22 protein-coding genes and 2 pseudogenes are annotated in these 24,194 nt (G+C 69.3%); 9 read left to right on the forward strand and 15 right to left on the reverse strand.

The window, feature by feature from the left end:
- The first annotated feature begins 5 nt into the window (after positions 1-5).
- Positions 6-2,120: a UvrD-helicase domain-containing protein gene (locus LX16_RS21810; RefSeq protein ID WP_147142496.1), complete on the forward strand. Its 2,115-nt coding sequence runs from the start codon at positions 6-8 to the stop codon at positions 2,118-2,120.
- Between the two features lie 564 nt (positions 2,121-2,684).
- Positions 2,685-4,766 (forward strand): alkaline phosphatase, encoded by a 2,082-nt coding sequence (locus LX16_RS28040; RefSeq protein ID WP_147142499.1) that lies wholly within the window; start codon positions 2,685-2,687, stop codon positions 4,764-4,766.
- 80 nt (positions 4,767-4,846) lie between these two features.
- Here LX16_RS28040 and LX16_RS21820 read toward each other — a convergent pair whose 3' ends face one another.
- Together LX16_RS21820 and LX16_RS21825 are read right to left on the reverse strand one after the other, a co-directional pair.
- Complete coding sequence (locus LX16_RS21820) at positions 4,847-5,206, reverse strand: hypothetical protein (protein ID WP_147142502.1); 360 nt, start codon at positions 5,204-5,206, stop codon at positions 4,847-4,849.
- Between the two features lie 75 nt (positions 5,207-5,281).
- Complete coding sequence (locus LX16_RS21825) at positions 5,282-5,731, reverse strand: YdeI/OmpD-associated family protein (protein WP_147142505.1); 450 nt, start codon at positions 5,729-5,731, stop codon at positions 5,282-5,284.
- A 216-nt stretch (positions 5,732-5,947) separates the two neighbouring features.
- Between LX16_RS21825 and LX16_RS21830 the strand changes: the two genes are divergently transcribed.
- Positions 5,948-6,733 (forward strand): class I SAM-dependent methyltransferase, encoded by a 786-nt coding sequence (locus tag LX16_RS21830; RefSeq protein ID WP_147142507.1) that lies wholly within the window; start codon positions 5,948-5,950, stop codon positions 6,731-6,733.
- Between the two features lie 22 nt (positions 6,734-6,755).
- The gene (locus LX16_RS21835) at positions 6,756-7,274 is read left to right on the forward strand and encodes a hypothetical protein (protein WP_147142510.1); all 519 of its coding nucleotides are present in this window, start codon (positions 6,756-6,758) and stop codon (positions 7,272-7,274) included.
- A gap of 12 nt (positions 7,275-7,286) precedes the next feature.
- Here the strand turns inward: LX16_RS21835 and LX16_RS21840 are convergent, their stop codons facing one another.
- From LX16_RS21840 to LX16_RS27760, 6 genes and pseudogenes are all read right to left on the reverse strand, one after another.
- A complete protein-coding gene (locus LX16_RS21840; protein WP_147142514.1) occupies positions 7,287-7,736 on the reverse strand; it encodes a Clp protease N-terminal domain-containing protein in 450 nt (149 codons plus the stop codon).
- A gap of 181 nt (positions 7,737-7,917) precedes the next feature.
- A complete protein-coding gene (locus LX16_RS21845; RefSeq protein WP_147142517.1) occupies positions 7,918-10,389 on the reverse strand; it encodes a caspase, EACC1-associated type in 2,472 nt (823 codons plus the stop codon).
- A 121-nt stretch (positions 10,390-10,510) separates the two neighbouring features.
- On the reverse strand, positions 10,511-10,888 hold the full coding sequence (locus LX16_RS21850; RefSeq protein ID WP_147142520.1) for an effector-associated constant component EACC1: 378 nt from the start codon (positions 10,886-10,888) through the stop codon (positions 10,511-10,513).
- Entirely contained in the window at positions 10,885-13,323 is a 2,439-nt protein-coding gene (locus LX16_RS21855) for a caspase, EACC1-associated type (protein WP_158645689.1), read from the reverse strand. Before LX16_RS21855 ends, LX16_RS21850 begins: the two co-directional genes overlap by 4 nt.
- A 245-nt stretch (positions 13,324-13,568) precedes the next feature.
- Positions 13,569-13,913, reverse strand: a complete 345-nt coding sequence (locus LX16_RS28120) for a VOC family protein (RefSeq protein ID WP_147142528.1) — start codon at positions 13,911-13,913, stop codon at positions 13,569-13,571.
- Positions 13,914-14,092: 179 nt separating this feature from the next.
- A pseudogene (locus LX16_RS27760) lies at positions 14,093-15,091 on the reverse strand (FAD-dependent oxidoreductase); the annotation flags it as partial.
- A gap of 254 nt (positions 15,092-15,345) precedes the next feature.
- Between LX16_RS27760 and LX16_RS21870 the strand changes: the two are divergent.
- A complete protein-coding gene (locus tag LX16_RS21870; protein ID WP_425304440.1) occupies positions 15,346-16,197 on the forward strand; it encodes a TetR/AcrR family transcriptional regulator C-terminal domain-containing protein in 852 nt (283 codons plus the stop codon).
- On the opposite strand, the pseudogene LX16_RS28310 reads toward LX16_RS21870, so the two are convergent.
- A pseudogene (locus LX16_RS28310) lies at positions 16,120-16,767 on the reverse strand (FtsK/SpoIIIE domain-containing protein); the annotation flags it as partial. The gene LX16_RS21870 and the pseudogene LX16_RS28310 overlap by 78 nt on opposite strands.
- Positions 16,725-17,072 carry a hypothetical protein gene (locus LX16_RS21880; RefSeq protein WP_147142535.1) on the reverse strand — a complete coding sequence of 116 codons (348 nt, stop codon included), beginning with the start codon at positions 17,070-17,072 and terminating at the stop codon, positions 16,725-16,727. The pseudogene LX16_RS28310 and the gene LX16_RS21880, both read right to left, overlap by 43 nt.
- A gap of 235 nt (positions 17,073-17,307) precedes the next feature.
- On the opposite strand from LX16_RS21880, the gene LX16_RS21885 reads away from it, so the two are divergent.
- Positions 17,308-17,670 (forward strand): YciI family protein, encoded by a 363-nt coding sequence (locus LX16_RS21885; RefSeq protein WP_147142537.1) that lies wholly within the window; start codon positions 17,308-17,310, stop codon positions 17,668-17,670.
- Positions 17,671-17,748: 78 nt separating this feature from the next.
- Here LX16_RS21885 and LX16_RS21890 read toward each other — a convergent pair whose 3' ends face one another.
- Genes LX16_RS21890 through LX16_RS21900 form a run of 3 tightly spaced genes read right to left on the reverse strand, consistent with a single transcriptional unit; the run spans position 17,749 to position 20,197 of the window.
- The gene (locus LX16_RS21890; RefSeq protein WP_147142540.1) at positions 17,749-18,348 is read right to left on the reverse strand and encodes a hypothetical protein; all 600 of its coding nucleotides are present in this window, start codon (positions 18,346-18,348) and stop codon (positions 17,749-17,751) included.
- 16 nt (positions 18,349-18,364) lie between these two features.
- Positions 18,365-19,663: a hypothetical protein gene (locus LX16_RS21895; protein WP_147142543.1), complete on the reverse strand. Its 1,299-nt coding sequence runs from the start codon at positions 19,661-19,663 to the stop codon at positions 18,365-18,367.
- Positions 19,664-20,197: a YbaB/EbfC family nucleoid-associated protein gene (locus LX16_RS21900; RefSeq protein ID WP_147142547.1), complete on the reverse strand. Its 534-nt coding sequence runs from the start codon at positions 20,195-20,197 to the stop codon at positions 19,664-19,666.
- Between the two features lie 284 nt (positions 20,198-20,481).
- Here LX16_RS21900 and LX16_RS21905 point away from each other — a divergent pair, with 284 nt between their 5' ends.
- A complete protein-coding gene (locus LX16_RS21905; RefSeq protein ID WP_147142549.1) occupies positions 20,482-21,135 on the forward strand; it encodes a 4a-hydroxytetrahydrobiopterin dehydratase in 654 nt (217 codons plus the stop codon).
- Between the two features lie 147 nt (positions 21,136-21,282).
- On the opposite strand, the gene LX16_RS21910 is transcribed toward LX16_RS21905, so the two are convergent.
- A complete protein-coding gene (locus LX16_RS21910; protein WP_147142552.1) occupies positions 21,283-22,134 on the reverse strand; it encodes an SDR family NAD(P)-dependent oxidoreductase in 852 nt (283 codons plus the stop codon).
- 61 nt (positions 22,135-22,195) lie between these two features.
- Here LX16_RS21910 and LX16_RS21915 point away from each other — a divergent pair, with 61 nt between their 5' ends.
- Together LX16_RS21915 and LX16_RS21920 are read left to right on the forward strand one after the other, a co-directional pair.
- Positions 22,196-22,648 carry a MarR family winged helix-turn-helix transcriptional regulator gene (locus LX16_RS21915; RefSeq protein WP_147142555.1) on the forward strand — a complete coding sequence of 151 codons (453 nt, stop codon included), beginning with the start codon at positions 22,196-22,198 and terminating at the stop codon, positions 22,646-22,648.
- A 159-nt stretch (positions 22,649-22,807) separates the two neighbouring features.
- A complete protein-coding gene (locus LX16_RS21920) occupies positions 22,808-23,128 on the forward strand; it encodes a DUF6225 family protein (RefSeq protein ID WP_147142558.1) in 321 nt (106 codons plus the stop codon).
- A 68-nt stretch (positions 23,129-23,196) separates the two neighbouring features.
- Here LX16_RS21920 and LX16_RS21925 read toward each other — a convergent pair whose 3' ends face one another.
- Positions 23,197-24,138 carry an SDR family oxidoreductase gene (locus tag LX16_RS21925; protein ID WP_147142561.1) on the reverse strand — a complete coding sequence of 314 codons (942 nt, stop codon included), beginning with the start codon at positions 24,136-24,138 and terminating at the stop codon, positions 23,197-23,199.
- Between the last annotated feature and the right edge of the window lie 56 nt (positions 24,139-24,194).

The raw sequence follows: 24,194 nt of genomic DNA on the forward strand, positions 1-24,194 counted from the left end.
GTCAAATGGTGCGTAAGCGGCAACTGCTGCTACATGAGGGCGTCTACAAGGAGCTTCTACAACTCGACGCGGCAGTCAAGGCGAAGTTCGTAGCGTTTCAGGCGAAGTTTCACAGCGATCAAAATCTGAATGGCCTGAACTTCGAGCGCCTACGCAGCGTGCATGAACTATACTCTGCGCGGATCGACCGCCAGTTCAGAGCGATCATGATGCGGGTCGAGAACGAGACCTTCATGTTGCTGTCCGTGCTTCCTCACGATGATGCATACGATCGGATCGATGACCGTCTTTCCGTGAGGATTCGTGACAAAAGTGGTGGGATGGAAATACATGACATCCAGGCGACTGCGGAAGCGTTGCTGCGCCACGAGCCGTCCTATCCTGTCAAGAGACGACCTGAGCGTCGCCTATTCGATTGGGTCACGGATCGAGAGTTCTCGGATCTCGATTTGACTGGTCCGATTCTCGGTTCGATTCGGCTTGTGGAGAGCGAGTCCGACCTCGCAATCCTTTTGACCCATACGGATCCATACACATCTGAGGTGCTGACGGAACTGGCTCGCGGCACATCGGTCAATGCGGTGATGGAGCGCTTCACCGAGCCAGTAGCTGCTGAACCGGTGGATCGCACCGACTTCGCCGCTGCTCTTCGGCGTTCGACCACTAAGGTCGTAAGCTCCGACGACGCAGTCGCCGCGATGCTGGAATCTGAGCCGAATGCGTGGCGGCTGTTTCTACACCCGATGCAACGGAACATTGTTGACCGTAACTTCGATGGTCCAGCCCGGGTTACCGGTGGGCCGGGATCCGGGAAGACGGTCGTGACATTGCATCGCACTGCCCGGCTCGTAACCGAGGCGGCCGAACGACAGCGGGTCCTACTGACGACGTTCGGCGCGGCACTAGCTGCTGAACTCCGCGACAAGCTGGCACAGCTTCTCGACGAGGAGTCGATGCAGCGGGTGGACGTGGTCACGGTTGACAAGCTCGCCTTGGACCTCGCCACCCAGGCAAGACCTGGATACATGGTCAAGCGGAACTCCGACAAACGATTGTGGTTGCAGGTCGTCGGGGATGCATCGGAATCCGAGTTCGACGCGGACTTTCTCGCTTCAGAATGGCGGGATGTCATCTGCTCCCAGATGATCACCACTCGTTCTGAATACTTCACCGCACGGCGGTATGGGCGAGTGAACAAGCTCGGCCGTGCGCAACGAGCTCGCATTTGGAAACTCGTTGAACGCTTCCAGTCGCTTACCGACCAGCGCGGATTGTGGGGCTGGGACCAGATGAGGGTTCACGCCGCCCTCTTTGCGGAGCAGCTTTCTGAAAAGCTTTATGCCCACGTGGTCGTGGACGAGGCGCAGGATATGACGATGTCACATTGGCGCATGCTTCGGGCAGTGGTTCCCGAGCAGAGCAACGATCTGTTCATTGCGGGGGATGCCTTCCAGCGGCTTTACGGCCGTGCTCTGCCATTGAGTAACGCCGGCATCAAGGTACGTGGGCGCAGTACACGATTGACAATGAGTTATCGGGTTACGGAACAACATCTTCGCGCAGCGAAGTCGATCCTGGGCGGTGTGGGCACCGATGATCTCGACGATGGTATGGAGACGTTGACCGAGTTTCGTTCGGTACTCTCGGGTCCTGAGCCGCAGTTCATTCCGACGGCTGATCGAGACGCGGAACTCGCAGCAACGGTGGAGCAGGTCCGCGAATGGCTCACGACTGACATACCGGCTGGAGCTATAGCCGTTTCGGCCTACACCAACGAGCAGGTGAAGCAAACGGTCTCAGCCTTGCACAAGGCTGGAATTCCCGCCGAAGCTATGGGCGACGGACTACTGCCCGGTGATGTAGTGCATGTCAGTACAATGCATAAGTTGAAGGGCCTGGAGTACCTCCGTGTGGTCATCACGAGTGTGGGGCAGGGATTCCCTCATAAAAAAGTCCGCCAGCTTGAAGTCACGGATCCTCAGGCGTATCAGCAGGCGATCACCACTGCACGGAACCTACTGTTCGTGGCTGCTACGCGGGCACGGGACACCTCCACCATAATCTGGCATGGCGCACTCAGTGAGTTGCTGCAAGATGCCGTCAAGGGAAGTGCGGAATGACCGCGATTGAGCGGACCTCGTGGTGTTGGGCATCCCTCGGTGAGGCTGCTCAATGGGCGCCGCCTCCCATTCAACCGGTTGCGGTTCCCGGATGACCGACTCGTTGCGATGCCTGCGTCGTTGCAGGACCGACCGTACCAGTGTGCCGACACCAGTCCCGGCACATCACCGGACACCCGAACGGTCTGGGCGAATCGAGCGCCCGACCCGGCCGCCCGGCACACCCGTGCCGGGCGGTTCGGCGGGTGGATGCGTTTTCGAGTCCGGAACGGCGATGCACCTCAGACACCGTCGCCGTGCATCGTTGATGTGACGATCGCGTCCAGCGCGCCGAGGCGACACAGTGCCCGGCTCGGGCCGTCGGGGCGGGGGAAAAGCCCGGAACGGCCCTGCTGTTCATCCGATGGTCGCCGGGGGATCGGCGTGTTGTCGGGTGGGGGAGTGGTCGGGTTCCCAGGATGATGGCGGTGCCCCGACCGGTCGACGGTCCCAGACCGCGGCCGGCCGGACCGCTCACGGTCATGAGGCGGGCGCCACCGACCGCGCACACAGGAGCCGCTTCACATGAATTCCCACCAGCCCGTCGACCCGGCCGAACACGCCGACCGGCCCCGGCCCGGCCACACCGAGCCCGTCAACGCCGCCGAATCGTTCGCCCGAGCCGACCACGCCGAACCCGCCGCCCGTGCCGGCCAGGACCCCACCGCCCGTGCCGCCGACGGCAAGGCCGCGCACCCGACGCGCCGGTCGCTGTTCAAGATCGGTGGCGGCGCCGTCGCGGCCGCCGCGGTGGTGGGCGCGCTGCCCGGTACCGCCACCGCCGCCGAGACCGCCACAACTCCCACGGCGGCCACGACGGCCACCATCCCGGCGAACACCGTCCCGGCCGTCTACTCCACCCGCGACCCGCACGCCTACACCGCCCGCCGGAACAACCGGGAGCGGGACCGGAGCGAACCGCAGGTCACCATCCTCCCGATCGACGACGCGAAGTTCCGCGCCGGCGGCCGGTTCGACCTGCGAATCGAGGTCACCGGCGTGAACCCGGTCGAGGCCGAGGTGAGTGTGAAGATCAAGGGCCCCAAGGGCAACACCAAACTCGCCGAGCCGGAGTACTCCACGGCCGCCGCGAGCGACCAGATCGTGGTGTCGTACCCGCAGATGTCCTACCCGGCGCCGGGCGAGTACACCGTGAACGTCAAGGTGAAGGTCAAGGGCGGTAGGAACCACACCGAGAAGGTCACCCACACCGTGGTCGGCGCGGGCGAGGGCGGCGCCAAGAACGTCATCTTCTTCCTCGGCGACGGCATGGGCCAGGCCGCCATCACCGCCGCCCGCATCCTGTCGAAGGGCATGAAGCAGGGCCGTTACCGTGGCCTGCTCGCGATGGACACGATGGACGAACGCGGTCTCGTGGGCACCTCGGGCGCCGACTCCATCGCCACCGACTCGGCGAACTCGATGTCGGCCTACATGTGCGGGCACAAGTCGTCGGTGAACGCGATGGGCGTATACGAGTCCAGCGAGACCGACCCGAACCGGCACCCGCGCGTGGAGACCATGGCGGAGCTGGTGAAGCGGACCAGGGGCATGTCGGTCGGTGTCGTCTCGACGGCCGAGGTGCAGGACGCGACTCCGGCGGCGGTCTGGGCGCACACGCGCACTCGCAGTGAGTACGCGGCGATCATGGACCAGGCCCTCACCGAGGAGCAGATGCCGGACGTCCTGATGGGCGGCGGCCTGGCGTGGCTGCTTCCGAAGTCGCACAAGGGCTCCAAGCGGCCCGACGAACGTGACCTGGTGGACGAGTTCCAGTCGCTGGGTTTCTCGTACGCGTCGACCCGCGCGGAACTGGAGAAGGCGGTCGCGGAGAACCCCGAGAAGCTGCTGGGCATGTTCCACCTGGGCAACATGAACGTCTACCTGGACCGGCAGCACGCCAAGAACCCGGACGTGCTCGGGGACTTCGACGACCAGCCGACCCTGATGGAGATGACCTCGGCGGCGCTGAAGGTGTTGGAACGCAACGAGGGTGGCTTCTTCCTGATGGTGGAGGGCGCGTCGATCGACAAGATGGAGCACCCGCTGGACGGTCCGCGCGCCGTCTACGACGCGATCGAGCTCGACAAGGCGGTCCAGGTCGCCAAGGAGTGGGCCGAGGGCCGTGACGACACGCTCATCGTGGTGACCGCCGACCACAACCACGCGATGAGCATCGCGGGCACCCACCGCGCCGACGCGGCGGGCAGGGACGGCAACGGTGTCTACGGCGACGCCGGCTTCCCCACCTATGTGGACTCCGACGGTGACGGCTTCCCCGACGACCCGAACCCGGACGTGCAGTTGTTCTTCGGCTGGTCGAACCACCCCGACCACACCGACGACTTCCACCACAACCACACCCACCTGGCGCCCGCCGTCATCGACGACGCCACCGGGAAGGCCGTCCCCAACCCGGAACGTGATCCCGAGGCGGAACTCCAGCTCGGCAACCTGCCGCTGAACTCGACGAGCTGTGTCCACACCGTCGAGGACGTCTCGGTGTTCGCCTCCGGCCCCGGCTCCCGGAAGTTCAACGCCTTCAACGACAACACCGACCTGTTCCACCACATGATCGACGCGCTCGGCATCGACGCCACCGCCTGATCAGCACTCCCCCTCACGCCCCGGCCCGTTAGCATCCGGCGGGCCGGGGCACTCCGTGTACCGGGTCGGAATACAGCGCATCAGCCGGTCGCGGCCTCGCGGGCGGCGCGGATGGCGGTGATCATGGCGCTGAGCCGTGGGAGCCGGTAGTGCTCGACGTGGCCGCCGGTGAGGACGAGTGCCAGCCGGTCACCGGGACCGGCGACCAGGAGTTCGCCGCGCGGCATGGGAACTCGGCCGACCGCCTCGACGTCGCGCAACGCGATCTGGACCGCCTCGCCTCCGAGCCCGCGCGCGATCGGGTGCGGGACGAAGACGAGCCGGAGACTCGTCAGGTACAGCGTTCCGGCGACCGCGCGGCGGCCCTGGACGCGCCGGGCGGCACCTCGCCGCTGTGGCGTCTCACCGGGGATGACCGGTACGTTGCCGGGAAGGTTCATATCGGGATTGTCGGCCACCGCGTCCAGTCGTGCGCCGGTCGCGCCGCCGGGCCGCGTGAGACGCCCGCCGACGGTTCAGCCCGTATCGCCGTCGCGGAGCGCCGCCACGGTCTCCGCGATCCGGTCGCGGCGGACCGCATCGGTCTCGGCGCCGATCACGTGCTGGAGGTACCGGCTGCGGTCGGTCTCCGGTAGCGACTCGAACCGTTCCCGCGCGTCGGGTTCGGCGTCGAGGGCGAGCGTGAAGTCCTCGGGCATCTCCACGACCTCCGGTTCGGCGTCGAGGTCGATCAGCACGTCGAGTTCCTCGCCCGGCCCGACGCCCGCCTGGCCACGGACACCCTCGCTGACGGGGATCAGGTATCCGCCGTCGCCGGGCGTGACGCTGGTGTGCCAGGTGTAGTCCCGCAGCGTCACCCTCACCGGCGGCGAATCGCCGGAATTCAACACGTCCACGATGGCCTCCGGAACGTCGATCACGGTGCCGCCGTCCCCGGCCTCCCGCAACATGGCGGTGAACTGCATGTCGTCTCCTCACCTGGTCCTCGAATGCACCATAACCGCGCGGGCGGGGCGTGGGGGCCGCCTCGCCGAACCGGCCACGGGACACGCGCTCCCACGGTCGAATCGGCTGGCGATGGGGTGGTGGCCCGGGGATACTGGCCTGATGCCCATCGCCGTATCCGCCGGACAGTCCGGCTCCCCACCCGAGCGTGTGACCCCCGCCCGTAGGTGCCACCGATGATCGACGGCCTGTTCCACGGAACCGCGCAGTGGTACGCCCGGTATCGACCGGGCATCGCCGACGCCGTGACCGACGCGATCCGGGCGGCGGTGCCGGGCCACGGCGGGCGGCTGCTCGACCTGGGTTGCGGCACCGGCCAGGTGGCCGCCGCGTTGCCGGAGTTCACCGACGTCGTCGGGATCGACCCGGACGCCGACATGCTCACCGCCGCGCGGCACGCCCTGGCGGCTGCCCCCGACCGCCGGCGGGTCCGGCTGCTGCACGGTCCGGCGGAGACCGTTCCGCTGCCCGAGGGGTGGACGCCGGACCTGGTGACCGCGTGCCGGTCGTTCCACTGGATGAACGGACCCGCCGTGTTGCACCGCCTGACAAAGCTCCCCGGCCGGTTCACCATGGCGCTCATGGGCGACGGCACCGTGTGGACCGCTGCGGAACCCTGGGCGGTGGCGGTGCGCGGGCTGATCCAGCGCTTCCTCGGGGAACGCCGCCGCGCCGGAGGCGGTCACTTCGACGTGGCGGAGCGTCCCTTCACCGAGGAGCTGGCCGCCGCCGGTTTCACCGAGGTCGCGGCCTCCTACCTGCCGGTCTCCCGGTCGTGGACGCCCGAACGGGTGCGCGGGTACCTCTATTCCACGTCCTATTCGGCGCCCGCCCTGTACGGCGACCGGCTGCCGGAGTTCGAGCGGGAACTGGCCGCGACCCTGGCCGACCACTCGACCGACGGTGTCCTCACCGAGGCGGTCACCTGGGAACTCATTCTGGCCCGCCACGAGGCGCCGTGACCGGGCGGATCGGGGCGAGACGATGAGGGCGAACGACGGTTTCCACCGGTGGGTCGGTCTCGATCGGCTCGTCGCGGCCCGCGACCGCCACGTGTCGCCGTGGTACCGGCGGGTTCTGGAGTCCGGTTGGGTGTGTGTGGACGGTGCCTGGCTGTTGCGCACGTTCCACACCGGATATCACGGTGACCGGGACCGGTTCGCCGACCGCACGGCGTACGAGGCGGCCGTCAACGGCAGGGGTGTCCCGGACACGGACCTGTCCGCCGGTCATGCCGTCCGCTACCGGGAACTCTTCATCCGGGGCCACACCTTCGCACGGCGGGCGCTGCGCCTGTTGGCCGACAAGCCCGGTCGCCCGCCCGGGGAGGCGATCGTCTCGGTGTCACCGACGGCCGACGGCGACACCGTCACCGGGGCGGTGACCTTCGTGATCCGCCGCTCCGACGAACCGCCGTACATTGTGGATCTACGTCGTTCCGCGGGCACGGTGGTGGCCATCCTCGATATCGAGGACTGTGGACTGCCAGGGGAAGCGCGCTGAGGCGGGTGGCGGTCAGGCCGTGGCCGCCGGACCGGTGGGGAAGGACACCGCGGTGCGGCGGACGGCGTCGAGGTCCACACCGGCACCGGTGACGACGCGCACCGCCGTGGACTCCGGATCACCGAGCACGCTCAACAGCAGGTGTTCGGTCGCGACGTGGGGGTTTCCCAGCGACCGCGCCCTATCCGGCGCGCCGGTCAGCGCGCCCACCGCCCGGGGCGTGAACGACAGATCGGCGGTCGGCGGCGTCGTACCGCTTCCCACGACCGCGACGACCCCGGCGCGTAGCCGATCCGCTGTGAGGCCGTGGGAGCGGAGCGCGTAGGCACCGACTCCGTCGTTCTCCCGGCCGAGACCGAGTAGCAGGTGTCCGGTGCCGATGTGCGGATGGCGCAACGCGCGCGCCTCCTGCTGCGCCAGCACGATCACCCGTCTCGCACGGTCGCTGAACGTCTCGAACACCCCGACTCCCTCACCACGTCAACGGATCCGCCGTCCACAGGCTCCCACACCGGCCGGGCCGAACTGCCGGACCGGTTACGGCGACACCCGGGCGCCGGGAAGTCGTTCCGCGTCGACGGCGAACTCGGAGTACAGGACGTCCGGCGTGGCCGGCGGGGGCAACCCGGTGGGCACGTGTCTCCTAATCGGTGAGTGAGGTGTCGGGTGACGGCCGTTTCCAGCGCGGATTGCGGGACAGGGCGAGGTCGCCGACGGTGTCGGTGCCGCGCTGTTGCGGCGCGGGTTTGCCGCGCGCGGCCAGATACGCGCTCACGTGCGGGAACAGTTGCGCGACCCGCAGGAACTCCCCACCGTCGTCGAGTCCCTGCCGCAGCAGGTGCAGCAGCGCCGCGGTGAACGCGGAGTTGCGGTCGCCGTGCGGGGCGTGGGCGAGCCGGGTCGCCGAGGTCGCGGTCAGGACGTAGCTGCCGCTGACGTCGAGTTGCCCGGAGAGCCCCGAGTCACCGGAGAGGGTGTCGATGGCGCGTCCGGCGTAGCAGCAGTCGAGGACGACCAGTTTGTTGGCGGCGGGGCTGTCGCGCATGATGCCGCGCAACCGGTCGTACGGCCACGCCGTGTGCCGCGCCCGGCCGGCGACGGTGCCGGTGAGCCCCAGGTAGAGCTCACCGTCGGGTTCGACGAAGCCGTGACCGGCGAAGTACATCAGCAGGGTGTCGGTCGCGGCTTCGGCCACCTCGAGGATCTCGGGTACGGTCTCCCAACCGAATCCGGGAAAGGTGTGAACCCTGGCGGGATCGAAACCGCCGTTCTCCGGATCTGCCAGGCGCGCCGCCAGGTCGGTGATGTTGTTGACGACGCCGGGGATGTCGGGGATTCCGGGATCGGTGTAGCCGGCGGTACCGAGCAGGATCGCCGAGGACGCCGACCGCACCGGCAACCGGGCGCGGGAGCCGGTCGCGACGGTGGGCGCCGGCATGGGCGGCTCTTCGGTCACGTGGATCTCGGTGGGTGGTATCCCGGTCGTGGCGGCCAGTACCTCCACGACCAGTTCCTCGGTGACCACCGGGCGCGCGTACGTGGTCTGGCCCTGCGCGACGCGTTCGCGCGCCACTATCAGGGCCTTCTCGACGTCGCGGGCCACCGCGGCCGACTCGAAGTCCTGTGCCTCGATCGCGGTCTCCTTCGTCTCGCGGGCCTGCGCGATCCGCGAGTCCAGTTCGTCGAGTTCACGGCGCTGGGCCGTCACCATGGGGATCGACTGCCCGCCCTCCCAGATGCGCTCCCACTGGGCTCGCCGGGTGATGGCCTCCTTCTCCTTCTCGCGCAGCACCGCGGCACGGGCGAAGTCCTGCGCCTCGATGAGGGCCTCCTTGTCGGTGCGGAGCCTGATGATCTCGGCGTCGAGTTCCACGAGTTCCCGGGGGCGACGCAACCGGCCGAGCCCGACCTGAGCGCAGCAGTCGTCGATGAGGTCGACCGCTTTGGCGGGTAGGAACCGGTCGTCGACGTAACGGTCGGTCAGCCTGACGGCCGCCTGGATGGCGGCGTCGGTGATGGTGACACCGTGGTGGTCCTCGTGTCCGCGCCGCAGCGACGTCAGGATCTCCACCGATTCCATAACGGAGGGTTCGGGTACCGGTATCGGCACGAAGTGCCGGTCCATGTGGGAGTCGGGCGCGGCGAGCCGCCGGTGCACCGGCGGTGACATGGACAGGATCACCTGGATCCGCCGCCTGGCCACCAGTGACCAGAACAGCGCCGCGACGGTTCCCGGTGCGGGGTTCGGTCCGAGGTCGAGGTGTCGGTCGGCGTCCTCGATGTGTACGACGACCTCGCCGGCGTTGCCGAGGGCCTCCAGTATCTGCCGCAGTCTGGTGTCGAACCCGGAGCGGTCGGCGGTGTCGGCGGCGAGCCTGTCGAGGTCGACGTCGACGAGATAGCGGGTGCGTAGCGCCGGAGGCACCGATCCGGTCGCCATCGTGGCGGCCACACCGTCCACGACGGCGGACTTGCCGACGCCGCGTTCACCCACCAGGACCGCATTGCATCGACTGCGCCGCAGCAACACCCGTATCGTCCGGTCGATCTCGGCCTCCCGGCCGATCACGGGGGCGGCGGCGTCGAGGTGGGACGAGTGGTTCAGGTCGCGCAGGTACGGTTCGACGTCGCGCAGTGCCGCGGGCATGGCCGACTCGGTGTCGGCGGCGGTCGGGACCTCCGACACCCCCAGTCGCTTCGCGACGGTGCCGCGGATCGCGTCGGGTTCCACTCCCGCCCGCGTGATGATCGAAGCCGCCACGCCCCCGCCCTCGTTCAGCACACCCAACAGCAGGTGCTCGGTCCCGACATGGGTCTTCCCCAAGGCCAACGCCGCACGCAGGGACATCTCGATGGCGGTCTTGGCGCGTGGGGTGAACGGGATGTGCCCGGGCGGCTCCTCCTCGCCTCGTGGGTTCACCTCCGTCACGTCGGCGCGGGTCCGGTCGTAGTCGAAGCCGTGCGCCTGCAGACTCGTCGCCGCGACGCCCTCGCCCTCCCGGAGCATCGCCAGGAGCAGGTGTTCGGTTCCGATCTGTCGATGACGAAGGCTCCGCGCCTCCTCCTGCGACATCACGATCACCCGCTGCGCGCGGTCGGTGAATCTCTCGAACACGCGTCCCCCTGTGTCCCTTCGAATCTCGTCTGCACCAGATTGCCACGGCCGGTCACTCACCGTCGTCGTCCCAACGGCCGACCACCGAGCGCCACACGTACCGGTGGTTCTCAGTGGAGCGTCACCCGGCGGGCGGTTCGTCGGTGGTGGGGGCGTCCACGGCGAGTTCTCGAAGGATCCGGCCGGAGAACTCCTCGGCCCTGCGGCGGGAACCGGTCTCGATCTCGACTTCCCTGATGCCGTCGCTGATCCGGATGCGGGTGCGCCGGGCACGGGCCGCCGCCCACACCCCCAGCGACGATATCGCCGCCGTGACCACCGCCGGGTCGGTGAAGGTGGCCACCAGCGTGTCCACGACTCCGCCCATCGCCCCGTCGGCGGGTGGAGCGGGTAGTACGCGGACGGCCGTGCCCCGCAGCTCGGGGTCGCGACGCAGCCAGTCGAGGATCTCCCGCAACGCCGCCGCGTCGTCGGTCTCCACGCGCAGTTCGGAACTCATGGCTTCTCCCATAGTGGATTGCGGGCGAGCGCGAGATCACCCACGGTGTCGGTGCCGCGCTGCTGCGGCGCGGGCCTGCCCTGTGCGGCCAACGCCGTACTGATGCGGCGGAACAGTTGCGAGACCCGGATCAGTTCCTCGCCGTTGTCGATGCCGCCGTGCAACACGTTCAGCAGCGCCGCGGTGAAGACGGAGTTGCGGTCGCCGTGCGGGGCGTGGGCGAGCCGGGTCGCCGAGGTCGCGGTCAGCACGTAACCGCCGCCGATGTCGAGCTGACCGGACGGGCCGGAGTCGCCCGACAGCACGTCGATGGCGCGTCCGGCGTAACAGCAGTCGAGGATCACCAGCCGGTTCGCCGCCGGACTGTCCAGCATGATGCTCCGCAACCGGTCGTAGGGCCACGCGGTGTGCTGCTCCCGGCCCGGCACGGTGCCCGGTAGACCGAGATACAACCGCCCGTCAGGGGCGACGAAACCGTGTCCGCTGAAGTACACCAGCAGCGTGTCGGTGGCGTCGGCGGTCCAGTCGAGGATCCGGGGCACGTCGGACCAGTCGAGTCGCGGTGACTCGTGGACCCTCGCCGGGTCGAAACCGCCGTGAACCGGGTCGGTCAACCGGCGGGCCAGGTCGGTGATGTTGTTGCCGACGCCCGGGATGTCGGGGATCCCCGGATCGGTGTAGACGCCGTTGCCCAACAGCAGCACCGACGACGCCGACCGCAGTGGCAGCCGCGCGCCCCGTGCCCTCGACGCGACCGGTCCGGTCGTTCGCGGCCGGTCGGTCAGGTGGATCTCGGTGACCGGGATGCCGGTGACCGCGGCCAGTACCTGCGCCACCAGTTCGTCGTTCACCTCCGGAACCGCGAGGAACGTCGCGGCGTCCTCCATCTCCGCCTTGTCCCGCAACAGGGCCCTCTCCCGGTCGCGGGCCTCGGCCGCGCGCTCGAAGTCGAGCGCGTCGATGGCGGTCTCCTTCTCCCGTACGACCTCGGCGATCCGTGCGTCGAGCGCGTCCCACTCGGGTCGTCGCGCCGCGAGCTGTGTGATCGATTCGCCGCGTTCCCATCGCCGCCGCCATTCGTCGACGCGCCGGCTGAGGACGCGTTCGCGTTCCCGGGCTTCGGCGGCCGCCTCCCAGTCCTGGGCGTCGACCATCGCCTCCTTGTGCCGGACCAGGTCGGTGAGCTCGTCCTGCAGCTCGCGCAACTCGGGTGGCGGCCGCAGACTTCCGATCCCCGCCTGGGCGCAGCAGTCGTCGAGCAGGTCCACGGCCTTGGCGGGCAGGAAACGGTCTCCGATGTAGCGGTCCGACAGCCTGACCGCCGCCCACAGTGCGCCATCGGTGATGCTCACGACGTGGTGGCTCTCCAACCCGTCGCGGAGTGAGACCAGGATCCGCACGCAGGCGTCGATCGACGGTTCCGGCACCGGTATCGGCAGGCAGTGCCGGTCCACCGGTGAACCGGCGACCGCGATCCGGCGGAACTCTTCCGGAGAGTACGACAACAGCACCCGGACCCGCCCACGGGACACCAGTGACCACAGCAGCGCCGTGACACTGCCCGGCGACGCGCGGGGACCGAGGTCGAGGTGGCGCTGGTCGTCCTGTATGTACAGCGCGGTGTCGCCGGCCGTCGCCGCCGTCTCCAGCACCCGGCGGAGCCGGCCGTCGAAGTCGGCGCGATCGGTGGTGGTGGCGACCAGTTCCTCCAGGTCCACGCCGAGGACGCGAAGATTCCGCAGCGGTGCGGGGACCCTGCCGACGGCCACCGCCTCGGCCACTCCCGAGACCACGGCGCTCTTCCCGACACCGGGCTCACCGTTTAGCACGGGATTGTTGCGGTGCCGACGGGCGAGCACGCGAATCGTCGCGTCGATCTCGGTGTCCCGCCCGATGACTGGGCGCAGTTCGCCCTGCCGGGCAGCCTCGGTGAGGTCGCGCAGGTATGGCTCGGTGGGGGCGTTCTCGGCGGGTGTGGTGGCGGCGGTGGGCGGCGTCTCGCCCGCTTCGAGGGCCTCGACGGTGGTGTACAGAACATCCACCGGGACACCGGCGTGGCCGAGGATGTCGACCGCGACGCCGTCACCCTGGATCAGGAGCCCTCGCAGGAGGTGTTCGGCGCCGATCCGGCTCGCGGTCCCCGTACGCCGCCGGTCTTCTCGGGCGCGTTCGATGACCTGTTTCAGGCGAGGTGTGAACGGCATCGCGCCGTTCGATTCACGTAGCCCCCGCCCGATGATCTCGGTGATCCGAGCGCGCACGAACCCGACTCCGACGCCGTGATGCCGCAACGCGCGGGCGGCGATGTCGTCGCCGACGAGGAGTAGACCCAACAGCAGGTGTTCGGTGCCGACGTAGTCGTGGTACAGGGCGTGTGCCTCGTCCCGGGCGACCGCCAGCACCCGGCGGCCCTCGCCGGTGTAGTCGTTGAACACCCTGCCCCCTCGGTGACACAGCGGATTCCTCCCTGTCACCAGACTGCCACGTGGACCGGGCATCCCGGTCACCGTGACGGACACATCGGCATGGCCGGTCGGGTGCGAAGTGGACGAGGCGTGGGCACCATTGGATTCCCGCCGGCGAACCGGCTCGGGATTGCCGGCGGCGACTGTGGAGGACGGATACCGGGCGCCGGCCGTGGCTCAAGGCACACCGGCTCGGGAACGGCCGGGGCGTCTCGTCACTCGGCCGGGTCGCCACCGAATCCGATCTCGTTGCCGTCGGGGTCGCGGAAGATCGCCTTGCGAACGCCGTTCTCGTAGGTCTCACGGCTGTCGGGGGCCATTCCCCGTTCCGCCATGGCGGCCAGCCGTTCGTCGAAGTCGCTCACGAACAGGGTCAGCTGTGAGTGGCCCGCGTGTTCCGGCAGGTGTTCGATGTAGACGAAGCGGTGTTCCGCCAACTCCCACACCGCCTCCACGTCGTTGGGCAGGAAGGCCGGCGGGCCGCCGAACAGCCGCTCGTACCAGGCCAGCCCCGCCTTGAAGTCACTGACCGGCGCACACGCGAACAGATCCACTGACATGGGGGCATCGTATGCCGAACCCCGGACGTTTCCGGGCAACCCGGGGACGGTGGGGTTAAGTTCGAACCGGATTCCACTGGGACAGTGAAGAAGCGGGTGATGTCCTCGGCCGCGGTGGGGGACAACATCATCGCCTGGACCCGCGCCGACATCTCCGCGACGGGGCGGATCCTGGCGAACATCTCCGCCTCGTAGTCCCGGATCGCCGCGTCGGGGTCGGTGGGTGAGGCGACGAGCGCGCGGGCGAGTTCGGCGGCGTCGCGCATGGCCTGGTTGGCGCCCTCGCCGACCGGCGGCATGAGGTGCGCGGCGTCGCCGATCAGGGTCACTCCGGGCCGGTTCGTCCAGCGGGTGTCGGTCGGTACGGCCTCGATCCCGCGTGGGACGGGTGGTCCGTCCGCGGCGTCGATGAGCGCGGTGAGGCGCGGATCCCAGCCTTCGAACACCTCCCGCAGCGCGCCGGGGTCGCGGTAGGTGTCGGGGTCGGCGGCCGTGCGTAGTGACGCCCCGACGCGCAGGTTCCCGTCGCCCAGGCGTTGCGCGGCCAGGAGCCGGTTCACGCCGACGCACCAGAGGTTTCCAGCGCCGACCAGTTCCGCCAGCGCGGGGTGGTGGTGGTCGGCGTCCGAAATGTTCCACTCCACGAGCGTGAACACGTGGGACGACGTCACGTCGGTGAGCAGTGGACGCACGACCGATCGGGCACCGTCCGCGCCCACGAGGAGGTCGCACTCGGTCCGGTGGCCGTCGTGGAAGGTCAGCGTGAAGCCACCGCCGGGCCGTGGTGTCGCCGCGGTGAGCCGGTGTCCCCAGGCGACCGTCTCGTCCGGCAGTGAGTCGAGTAGGAGGTCCCGGAGAACACGCCGGTCGATCTCGGGGCGGCCCGAGAATGAGCCGGGCTCGGGGGTGTGGTGCACCAGTACCCGTCCCGTCGGGTCGAGGACGCGGTGTTCCGCGCCTTCGGGGCGCGCCTCGGAGCGGAACCGTTCGGTGAGTCCCGCCTCGGCGAGCGCCAGTTGACCGGTTTCCGGGTGCAGGTCGAGCATGCCGCCCTGCGAACGCGCGGCACGGTGGGCGTCGCGTTCGTACACCACCGCGTCGATGCCGTGAAGGTGCAGTATCCGGGCGAGGGTGAGGCCGCCGAGGCCGCCGCCGGTGATCGCGATGCGCATCGTCATGCCGCTACCGTACACTGTATTTCATGGATACACCGTACGCCGGGGACGCCCCTACGATCTGGGAACGGCCCGAGCCGCAGCCACGGGCGGCACCGGTACCGCTGAGCCGCACGAAGATCGCCGACGCCGCGATCCGGCTCGCCGACGCGCACGGACTCGACGGCCTGTCGATCCGCAAACTCGCCCGAGAACTCGGCATCGGCCCGATGCGGCTGTACGACTACGTCCTCAACCGGTCCGAACTCCTCGACCTGATGGTCGACGCCGTCTACGCCGGCATCGCCGCGACCGAAACACACGCCGACTGGCGCGCCACCGTCGTGGCGATCGCCCACCGGACACGCGACGCCGCCCTCACCCACGAGTGGTTCGCCGACCTGCTCGGCGGCAGACCCCACCTGGGACCCCACGCGCTCGCCGTGGGAGAGGCGACCGCGGCGGCCCTCGACCGTGCCCCCGGGATCTCCGGTCTCGACGACCTCCAGCGCGCCCTGGGAGCCCTGGACGCCTTCATGATCGGCGCCGTCCGCAGGGAGGTCACCGAGCGGCGCACCGCCCGCTCCACCGGCACCGACCTGACCGCCTGGCAGACCGGACTGGGACCGTATCTGACCCGGATGCTGGACACCGGCCGCTACCCCACCGTGGCGCGGCTCGTCGTGGACGGCGCCCACCTCGACGCCCGGGAGAGCTTCGACCACAACCTCGCCGTCGTCATCGACGGCGTCACCGGGCGGCGGTTACCCGTTCACCCGTCACCCCACCGGATCGTGTCAGGCCTCGAGCCGGAACGGGACCAGTGCTTCGGTTCCGTGTCGCAGGTACGCGTGGCCGGGCGCCTCGGGCAGCCGGTGCGCGTCGGGCACCCCGATGGCGATCCGCGACTCCGTCTCGTCCCGCGTCCGCATGGCGATCCGGTAGGACAGGAACCCGTCCAGGCCACGCACCCTGCCCGGCTCCATCCCGTCGGTGACGGCCAGCAGGTGGACCCCGAGCGCCCGGCCCGACCGTCCGAGCGCGACGAGCGTCGCCAGGAGGTCCGGGTTCGCGCCGACGAGGTCGGAGAACCCGTCGACCACCACGAGAAGGCTCGGCAGCGGCGGTAGCGGTTCACCCGCCAGCCGGGCGGTCTCGTAGTCGGTGTGGGTGGTGGAGTCCTTGTCGTCGAGCAGTCGCCGACGGGCGTCGAGTGCGGTGGACATCGCGTCCCGGGCGTGACGCACGGCGGCGGGTTCGCTCCGCAGGCCCGCCACGACCGTGGTGGCGTGGGGAAGCGCGGCGTAGCGCGCGAACCCCGCGTCGGAGTCGTTGCCCAGCAACAACAGCGCGAGTTCGTCGGGTGAGTGTGAGGCCGTCAGGCCCGACAGGACTGTGCGCACCACCGGGTTCCCGTCCGCCGCGTGCCCGCCGACATACAGGCCGTGTGGTCCCATGCCGCCCTGGGCGGGCTCCTTCAGATCGAGCGCCAACGGCGTCCCGTCCTCCCGGACACCCAGTGGAACGCGAAGGCGGCGGTGCCACGGCCGGGAGGGGCGGTCGCGCATGTCGTCCACTGCGCGTGAAGCCGTCGCCGGTCGCGGGAGGCGACGGTCGTCCCGCGCATCGTCATGACCCGCCCGCCGGATCGCCTCGGTCACGACGAGCCGGCCCGCCGTCCGCCCGACGGGCGCGACCATGTCACCGGGCTGAACCGCAGTCCGCGAAGCACCAGTCGTACGGGCGGTTCGCCCCCGAACCGGTCGACGAGTGCCGCCTTGACGCCCCGTCCGATGCTGTGGACGCACAGGTCGACGTCGTCGGGGAAGTCGGTGCTCCAGTCGGGCAACTCGGTCACCGCGTCGACCACCTCGACACCCTCGGTCGAGCCCCGTTCCAGGTCCGCCACGGCGATGATGACACCGCCACAGTTGCCGTAACTTCCGGCACGGACCCTGATCTCGCGGATCGGGAGGGCTGCCAGCAGGTCGTCGGCGGAGGTCACGCCGCCGATCCTACGGTGGACGGGAACGCGGGGACCGCCCCGGCGGGATCGCGCGAGTGGCGGTCGTGGAGGCGTCTCCCGCACCCCGGCGAGGCGATATCGTGGCCGTCACCTGCGGCGACACGGTTTCGGAAAAAACTTCGAGGAATTTCTTTCGTGGTGTCGATTTCGATGCCGGGTGTTCGTCGTGTGGGTGTCCGGTGAGAGACACCGGTGTAGTCGAAGGAGAAGTCGGATGCAGTACATCATGTGGCACCAGGCCAGCGCGGAGTCCGAGGCCGGCACGCCTCCCACCCCCGAACTGATGGAGGAGATGGGCCGGTACATGGCGGAGGTGGCCGCCGCGGGTGTGTTGGTGGCGGCGGGTGGTTGTCTGCCGAGTTCGCACGCGGTGCGGATCACGTCTGAGGGTGGGAAGGTGACGACGGTGGACGGTCCGTTCGCCGAGACGAAGGAGTTGATCGGTGGTTTCGGGATCATCGACGTGGAGACGAAGGAGGAGGCGGTGGAGTGGGCGCGTAAGTTCTGGAAGGTCGCCGGCGACGGCACCGGCTACATCGCCCCCATGTTCTCCGGAGACCCCGGACAGGACTCCTGAACCCGCACACCCCCGTGTCGGCCGCCCGGGTGAACCCCCGGCGGCCGACACGGCGGTGCGAAACCTGCGGCGCGATCCTCAGACCCGCAGCGCGGCCAGGATCTGCGTCGCATACGAGACCATGAGGTCCCGCGCCGCTTCGGCGTCGATCGCGTCGCGCGGCCGTACCGCCTGGATCACGCCGATGGTGAGGTCTCCGTCCCGCACGATCAGCAGGTACTGCTCCAGGTCCGCCATGTACGCGGTCGCTGCCTCGTCCCACGGGCCCTCGACGGGGGTCATGTCGGAGAGCGGTACGTCGGTAAGGCCGAGCGCGTCCCGGTAGTCCGTCTCCGCCGTCGCCTCGTCGTCGTACAACTGGGCGCGCATGTCGAGGCCGTGATCACGTGGTCCACCGTCGTCCTCGGACGGCCCCAGCCAGCAGTACATCCGGACCCGGTCGCCCAGGTCCTCGGTGGTCTCGTCACGTATCTGCGGTGCCACGCCCACGGTCGCCTCGTAGTCGGCGAAGTCCAGTACGCCGCACAGGTCGTCGACCGTCGTGTGGCCGGCCACCGGATCCGACTCCTCCGGCGGACTCTCCACCGGGCCGGACGTGCAACCCGCCGCGAGCAACACCGACGACGCGAGCAACCGCAGCCCTCTCCGGCGCGGCGGCCGATTCCCGGGTCCGGTCATGAGTGGTCTCCGTCCACTAGAAGCCCTCGGCGCCCATGATGGTGAAGGCCGGACGGGGCAGGTCGATCCGCAGTTCCGGCTTGTGGCGACCGTTGAGCACGGTGGTGTAATCCTCTCCGAGCGTGTCACGCAACTCGACGCCGAGTGCGTCCAACGCGTCGTGGGCGATCTGCATGGAGTCGAGGACGTTCGCCTTCACCTCGTCCACCGTGGAACCACCACCGAGGAACGCGGAGGAGGCGACACTGACACCACTGCCGCCGAGCGCGAAGCCGATGGCCGTGGAGCCACCACCGGTGTACACCGTGCCTGCGACCGCGATCGCGGCGGACAACACGTTGGTGGCCATGGCCTCCGCCTTGGCACTCTGGCCGCCGATTATCGAATCGCACGACAGTATCGCCGCGTCCATGATCTGGTCGAGCGTCCTGTGGGTGTCCTCGACAGCGGTACGGTACCCGTCCATGGCGCCGGAGAGCGTGCCGACCAGCATGACGTGCGTCTCGGCGATGTCCGGGTAGGCATTGAGGAAGTTCGACCGGAACGTGTCGGCCGCCGCGCTGTCCCAGTTGTCGGGGTGGAGGCCGTCCTTGGCGTTGTCGATCTCGGTGCCGAACGAGTTGAACAACCGGATACCGTTCCCGCCGATGGATTCGAGAGCGGCTACCGCGGGCTCGAAGTCGGCGGGGTCGTATTTCGTGCATTCCTCCACCTTGGACACGATGCCGCCGGAGGCCTCCCGCACGGCGTCCCCGTCGGCGGTGTCCATCAGGTCCTCCCGGTCGTACCAGCCCATCACCAACCCGTCGAACCAGGGCATCTCGGCGACCGCGGCCTGCCAGAGCCTGTCCTCGACGGTGGCCGCCTTCTCCTTCAACGCCTCGATGGTCGGCGCGTCCCCGTCGTAGTCGAAGTCCGGCGGTGTGGGGGAGGCGTAGTCACCGCCGTAGTAGCGTCCGCTCAACGGGATCGTCGTCTCACCGAGTTCGGGAATCGTGCCCGGTAGGTCCGCGGCGGCGGCGTTGACCGCCTCCCGGGTCTCGTCGTCACGTGTGGTGAGTTCGTCGAGTGACTCGAGGATGGCGACGGCGGTGTCGTGCAGGTTGTTCGCCGCGTCGGCGAATATGTACTCCACCTGGTCGCGCAGACCCTCCCAGTTGGTCATGAACGGGACGTCCATGCCGTTGACGGCACTCGTCCAGTGGACGGCGTGGTTGGCCGCCAGGTACGCCTCCGCCATGGTGGGGAAGGACTTGATGACCGTCTCCCACACCAGGGAGACGTCGGCGGTGATGTCGGTGCCAGTGTATTCCATTCAGGACTCCCGTGGTCGGTGCGCCGGTGGGGCGACTTCGTGGTAGACGCGCATTAGTTCCCGCCCCCACTTCGCGCGGGCACGGCGGATGGCCTGGTTCACTTCGGCCTCAAGGGTTTCCGTCGGCAGGTCGGTGCGGCGGACCGCGTTGCCGTGGAACCGGATCCGCAGCCGGCCCTCCCCGACGACGCAGGCCGCCACGTGCCCACGGTCGGACTCGCCGACGGCGCGGATGGCGCGGGTCTTGGCGAACAACGTGTCGGTCTGGGAACGGTCGAGCTTTGCGGCGGCCGTGCCGATGCCGATGTTCCGCCGGCGCAGCAGGTCCTCCATCTCCTTCCGGCCGTCGATCCAGGCCGCCTCGACGGCCTCGCTGATCCGGCTCGCCAGGTTCGGCTCGTCGTGGAGGTCGCGCGCCGAGGGTGAGAAGGCGACCCTGGTGTCGGTCCTACGGGTCACGGTCGCCCGCACCGTGCGATCGGAGGAGTAGGCGCGGACCCGGATCGCGTTGACGGCGTCGAGCAGTTCACCCATGATGGAAGCCTCGATCCACAGTGGTGTGCCGAGGCATGCCGGGTCGATGACACATGGCGACTCCAGTGAGACGTGGGTCGCGTCGCTACATCGGACGGTCGACGGTGATCGTCGCGGCGACGCGGGCGGAGTGGTCGGGTGTGAGCGTGTCTCCACCATGTCGGGAAGGCGCACGACGTCGGCACGAGTGGTCGGGGCCGAACCGTGCGCGCCGTGCCGTCGACCGGTGCGCCTCCGCCGCGGAGGTGACCGCCGACGTCGGCCGCTTCCGTTAACGTCACGGAATGACGAGACTCACCACACGCGACATCCTCGCCGCCGGGCTCGACGACTGGCACAAGCTGGCCCAGGCGCTCCACGCCCGGTACCGGATACCCGACTTTGCGGCGGGCGCCGCGTTCGTCGCCGCCGTGGCGGAGGCCGCCGAAGCCGCCGGTCACCACCCCGACCTGAGGCTGACGTACGGGGTGGTGGACGTGTCGTCGTGCACCCACGACGAGGGGTACGCGGTGACGGAGAAGGACGTGGCACTTGCCCACACCGTCAGCCGACTGGCCCGCGAACACGGCCTGGAACCGGAACCGGCGGCAGTGACCCAGATCGAACTGGCCCTGGACACGGCCGACCGGGACCGGCTCGGGCCGTTCTGGTCGGTACTGCTCACGGGCGAACCGGGCAACGTGACGCACGATTCGGTGTTCGACCCGACCGGCCGGGTTCCGGTGCTGTGGTTCCAGGACACCGACGCTCACCCGACGCCCCGGCAGCGCTGGCACATCGACCTGTGGTTGGCGCCCGAGGTGGCCGAGGAGCGGATCCGGGCGGCGGTCGAGGCGGGCGGAGTCGTCGTCGACGCCTCGGAGGCCCCGTCGTTCACGGTCCTCGCCGACCCGGACGGCAACAAGGCGTGCGTCTGTACCGCCCTCGACCGGTCGTGACGTCCACCCGGGTGGCGGACCGGCACAGCGTGGGTACGACACGCGGCTGACGAGGCTCCTGCGGGGAATCGTGAACAGGCCGCCGTCCCGCCCACTCACCGGACCGGGGCCGACACGCCGCAGCGGCGGAGCGTGGAGCCCGGACGCCTACCGGGAGGCGGTGAGTTCCGGCGTGAACATCTCGACGTCGCCCACTCGGTCGGCGGCCCATCGCGCGAGCCGGTGCCGGACGCCTGGGTCCTCGGCCTGCGGATGGGGCCGCGCGACGGTGAAGCGGTCGAGGAATCGGCCGGTGACGCCGCCGAGCTCGGTGTCCAGCACCGCCCGCAGTACGGGCAGGACTCCGTCGTCGATGGTCGCCTCGGGTGTGAAACCGCTGTCCCGCAACATGTTCGTCGGCATGAGGTGTGCCGGGTGCACCGCGTTGACGGTGGTTCCGGCGGGCGCGAGCGCGGCCGAGAGATCGACGGTGTCCATGATCAGCGCGAGTTTGCTCCGGCAGTACGCGGTCACACCGTCGTAATCCCGGTGGAAGTCGAGGTCGTCGACGTCGATCGGTGCTTGACCGATCGAGGCGACGTTCACGATCCGACCACCCCGGTCGGAACGGTGCAGTAGCCCGGAGAGGGCCCGGTTGAAGACGAAGGGGGCGAGCAGGTTGCCGGCCATGCGCGACTCGGTGCCTTGCGAGTTCACCTCGCGCCGGGTGGGATCGACTCCGCCTCCCACCGCCGCGTTGTTGACGACCACGTCCAGAACGGTCAGTTCCGCGCGCAGTCGCTCGGCGGCCCGCCGGACCTGCGCGGGCTCGGTGATGTCGGCCTTCGACGTGGTCACCGTCGCGCCGTCTCGTTCGAGTTCGGCCGCCACCCCGGCCAGCTTGGCGTCGTCACGGCCGTGCACGGCGACATGCCAGCCCCGGACGGCGAACTCGGTGGCCAGGGCACGTCCGAGTCCGGAGGTGGCTCCGGTGATGAACACCGTCGGTCTTCTGGTCATGGCAGCACGCTATCAAACCCTTGATTGTCATCAAGGCTTTGATGAAGGCTAAGGTGGCGATATGACGACAGTCCCCGTCGAACAGCGGCTCGGCCTCGACATCAAGCGTGCGGAGCAGGCGCTGATGGCCGAGAAGAACCGGGTGCTCGCCGCACACGGGCTGACCGTCGCCCAGTACGCCGTGCTGCTGACCCTCCGGGAATCGCCGGGGATTTCGGGAGCGGGCATCGCGCGCGCCTGCCTCGTCACCCCACAGGCCGCGTCGGCCGTGTTGAAGACCCTCGAACTGAAGGGCCTCGTCGCCCGGTCCCGCGACGAGTGGACCCGGAACTCCTCCCATATCGAGCTGACCGCTGAAGGGGGGCACCTTCTCGCGGAGGCCGACCGGGACGCGGCGGCCGTCGAACAGCGGATCCTCGACGTACTCACCGACGCCGAGCGCACCACACTGCGAGGACTCCTCGAACGCTGCGTGTCCGCCGTCCACCCGGGCGGCGACACACGGAAACCCTGAGCCCGGCGCCGCTCGGAAGACCGGACCGCGACGTGCGTGCGCCGAGCCCGTCGACTGTATACATGCGACAGAGTCGCTGCGGCGGGGGAAGAGGGCGTCCCTATTCCGGCGCGCGGTCCCGGGCGACAGGGACGGTGCGGGTGTGTAGCCTCAGCCGGCATGGCGGACGACATGGACATCGAGCGGTACTGGCACGGGACGGTGGAGATGACCGTGGCGGAACTCCGCGCCGCGTTGGAGGGGTTGCCCGGGGACGCCGCGGTGCGGATCGACGTACCGGCGCGCCCCAGACCCGCCGCGATGCGCGACCGGATCGACCTGGACGACGACCACCGTGTGGTCAGCGCGGTACTGGTGGACGACGCCGATCACCTCATGAAGGACGAGATGGTGTTGCAGGCCGACTTCTCATCGGAGTGGTACGTCCGACCGAGGAACGCCGGGAGCGACCCCGCATCCCACCCGGAGCAGGCGACCTGAGGTCGCCATCGGTCGGCCGGGACTCCGCAACGAGGGGACGGCGGACGGTGCCCTTCCCCGGTGCCCGTTCAACCCGGTAGGCGGGTTCCGGTGAGCTCCTCCGAGACCCGCCAGATCCGTTCGGCCTCCTCGGCGCCGCGCAGGCGACTGTAGAGCCGCTGCTCCTGGGGAGGCCCGCCGAGCCCGCCGGGCCCGCGCGGTCCGTAGAACCCGCCGGACCGCGCATGCGGGAAGGTGGCCGCGTACAACGCGGGAAGCTGCGCGGACTCCACGGTCCCGAAGAGGATCCCGCGCCGCGACAGGGCGCGGATGAGCCGCACGTCCAGAGTGTCCCGGTCGCGGCCCAGTTCCGGCCGGGCCGCGAGCAGACTGGTCGGGGCGACCCCGGGATGGGCCAGGTTGCTCGTCACGCCCCAGTCCGCCGCCTCACTGCGCCGGTGGAGTTCCAGCCCGAACAGCCCGAGCGCGATCTTCGACTGGCTGTACGCCCTCCGGCCGTCGTAGGACCGTTCCCAGTTCAGGTCGTCCCAGTTGACGGCACCCCGGTTGGCGGCGACGCTGAGCTGTGAGGTCACCCGGGCGCGCCCGGCCCGCAGCAGCGGCCACAGGTGAGCCACCAATGCGAAGTGGCCCAGATGGTTGGTGCCGAACTGCAACTCGAATCCGTCGGCGGTGGTCTGCCGGGCGGGCGGTGTCATGACCCCGGCGTTGTTGACGAGCAGGTGGATCGGACGGTCCTCGTCGCGCAGCGTCCGGCCCAACTCCGCGACGGAGGACAGCGACGACAGGTCTACGGCGCGCAGTGACACGTCCGCGTCCGGGACACGTCGCCGGATCTCACCGACCGCCGCCTCGCCCTTGCGGGGATTGCGGACCGGCATGACCACCTGCGCACCGGCGGCGGCCAGCCGGGCGGCGATCCCGAGACCCATGCCGTCGCTGGCTCCCGTGACGACGGCCCGCCTCCCGGTCAGGTCGGGGATCGTGATGTCGAAGTCTCGACGTGGCATGTGGCTTCACTTCCTCGTGTCGCTCGGACGGAACCGGGTACCACGGGTCCGTGCCG

It is taken from the genome of Stackebrandtia albiflava (genome assembly GCF_007994225.1).
GTDB classification, from domain to species: domain Bacteria; phylum Actinomycetota; class Actinomycetes; order Mycobacteriales; family Micromonosporaceae; genus Stackebrandtia; species Stackebrandtia albiflava.

Excerpts from the sequence above, each read along its gene's own strand:
- LX16_RS21830 (WP_147142507.1), top strand. The coding sequence starts at position 5,948 with ATGATCGACGGCCTGTTCCACGGAACCGCGCAGTGGTACGCCCGGTAT.
- LX16_RS21905 (WP_147142549.1), top strand. The coding sequence starts at position 20,482 with ATGACGAGACTCACCACACGCGACATCCTCGCCGCCGGGCTCGACGAC.
- LX16_RS21825 (WP_147142505.1), bottom strand. The coding sequence starts at position 5,731 with ATGCAGTTCACCGCCATGTTGCGGGAGGCCGGGGACGGCGGCACCGTG.
- LX16_RS21820 (WP_147142502.1), bottom strand. The coding sequence starts at position 5,206 with ATGAACCTTCCCGGCAACGTACCGGTCATCCCCGGTGAGACGCCACAG.
- LX16_RS21920 (WP_147142558.1), top strand. The coding sequence starts at position 22,808 with ATGGCGGACGACATGGACATCGAGCGGTACTGGCACGGGACGGTGGAG.
- LX16_RS21910 (WP_147142552.1), bottom strand. The coding sequence starts at position 22,134 with ATGACCAGAAGACCGACGGTGTTCATCACCGGAGCCACCTCCGGACTC.
- LX16_RS21885 (WP_147142537.1), top strand. The coding sequence starts at position 17,308 with ATGCAGTACATCATGTGGCACCAGGCCAGCGCGGAGTCCGAGGCCGGC.
- LX16_RS28120 (WP_147142528.1), bottom strand. The coding sequence starts at position 13,913 with ATGTCAGTGGATCTGTTCGCGTGTGCGCCGGTCAGTGACTTCAAGGCG.
- LX16_RS28040 (WP_147142499.1), top strand. The coding sequence starts at position 2,685 with ATGAATTCCCACCAGCCCGTCGACCCGGCCGAACACGCCGACCGGCCC.
- LX16_RS21810 (WP_147142496.1), top strand. The coding sequence starts at position 6 with ATGGTGCGTAAGCGGCAACTGCTGCTACATGAGGGCGTCTACAAGGAG.
- LX16_RS21835 (WP_147142510.1), top strand. The coding sequence starts at position 6,756 with ATGAGGGCGAACGACGGTTTCCACCGGTGGGTCGGTCTCGATCGGCTC.
- LX16_RS21870 (WP_425304440.1), top strand. The coding sequence starts at position 15,346 with ATGGTCGACGCCGTCTACGCCGGCATCGCCGCGACCGAAACACACGCC.
- LX16_RS21900 (WP_147142547.1), bottom strand. The coding sequence starts at position 20,197 with ATGGGTGAACTGCTCGACGCCGTCAACGCGATCCGGGTCCGCGCCTAC.
- LX16_RS21890 (WP_147142540.1), bottom strand. The coding sequence starts at position 18,348 with ATGACCGGACCCGGGAATCGGCCGCCGCGCCGGAGAGGGCTGCGGTTG.
- LX16_RS21925 (WP_147142561.1), bottom strand. The coding sequence starts at position 24,138 with ATGCCACGTCGAGACTTCGACATCACGATCCCCGACCTGACCGGGAGG.
- LX16_RS21895 (WP_147142543.1), bottom strand. The coding sequence starts at position 19,663 with ATGGAATACACTGGCACCGACATCACCGCCGACGTCTCCCTGGTGTGG.
- LX16_RS21850 (WP_147142520.1), bottom strand. The coding sequence starts at position 10,888 with ATGAGTTCCGAACTGCGCGTGGAGACCGACGACGCGGCGGCGTTGCGG.
- LX16_RS21915 (WP_147142555.1), top strand. The coding sequence starts at position 22,196 with ATGACGACAGTCCCCGTCGAACAGCGGCTCGGCCTCGACATCAAGCGT.